Origin of the sequence: Methanosalsum natronophilum, from assembly GCF_024808815.1 — an archaeon.
GTDB lineage: Archaea > Halobacteriota > Methanosarcinia > Methanosarcinales > Methanosarcinaceae > Methanosalsum > Methanosalsum natronophilum.
Genome location: NZ_JANUCS010000042.1, coordinates 1 through 1,261 on the forward strand (window position 1 = coordinate 1; position 1,261 = coordinate 1,261).

1 protein-coding gene is annotated in these 1,261 nt (G+C 36.7%); it reads left to right on the forward strand.

Annotated elements, in window-relative coordinates:
• The first annotated feature begins 88 nt into the window (after positions 1 to 88).
• On the forward strand, positions 89 to 1,213 hold the full coding sequence (locus J2T59_RS10185; protein ID WP_259135831.1) for an IS256 family transposase: 1,125 nt from the start codon (positions 89 to 91) through the stop codon (positions 1,211 to 1,213).
• The last annotated feature ends 48 nt before the right edge of the window (positions 1,214 to 1,261 follow it).

Sequence of the window (1,261 nt, forward strand, 5' to 3'; positions counted from 1 at the left end):
GACAGCGTCACTAAATTGCTGTAAAATTATAATTAGTCCTGTACCTTATTAGAGTTCGATCAAAAACCTCAAAAAGAAGGTACAGGACATGAATGTATATGATCTAATCACAGATTATCTTAACGATGAGAAAGATGCATTGATACCTCTGCTAACCTGGTTCCTTAACAGGGTTATGGAACAGGAGGCCCTTGAACAGTCAGGTGCTCAAAAGTATCAGAGAACGGAGTATAGAAAGGCTCTAAGGAATGGATATAGGGATAGAACCCTCACATCCCGACATGGTGAACTGGAGTTAAGAAAACCACAGTTTAGAGAGTTTCCGTTTGAAACTAAAGTATTTGATAAATATTCAAGAACGGAAAAGGCGATTGAAAATGCAATTGTGGAATCGTATATTCAGGGTGTTTCAACAAGAAAAGTTGAAAAGATAATTGCACAACTGGGTGTAGAAAATATATCAAGGTCAAGAGTTTCAAGGATTGCTCAGGAATTAGATGAAAAGGTAAACGAATTCCTGAATAAGCCGATTGAATCTCAAATGAGGTATCTGTTTGTAGATGCAACTTATTTCAAGATAAGGGAGGGAGTAAGGTATCTCAATAAACCAATGTTTATTGTAGCAGGAGTCAATGAAGAAGGATACAGAGAGATACTTGGTGCAAGAATTGCGGATAGTGAAGATGCAATGTTCTGGGAAGATTTTTTCTCAGATCTTAAAGAAAGAGGATTAAAGGGAGTGGAATTGGTAGTCTCGGATGGACATAAAGGAATACAGAAAGCAATTCAAACTTCATTCATAGGGTCAAGTTGGCAGATGTGTCATGTACATTTCATCAGAACAGTATTGAAAAAAGTACCAAAAAAATACCATAAACAGGTAACTGAAAAGCTTAAAGAGATTCTTGAAGATGCAGGGAAAATACCGGAACTGGTACAGGAAATGGATGTACCGGGAGTCAGAAAAGCAGCAGATACAATAGAGAGATTCAAAGATAGTTTGAATAACTATCAGGCATTTCCAGAAGAGCATTGGAAACGAATCAGAACAACAAATATAATGGAGAGAATAAATAAAGAGTTAAAAAGAAGAAGCAAAGTAGTAGGTGCATTCCCAAATCAGGAAGCATTGATGAGATTGGGTGTATCGATACTCATAGATATGAACGAAGAATGGTTAACAGGAAATAGATATTTAAACATGGATCTCTAACTAAAGTGAGGTACAGGAGAATTTACAGCAAAATAGTGACACAACCGG

What these genes read in the sequence shown, in the direction of transcription:
- J2T59_RS10185 (WP_259135831.1), top strand. Translation starts at nt 89, where the DNA reads ATGAATGTATATGATCTAATCACAGATTATCTTAACGATGAGAAAGAT.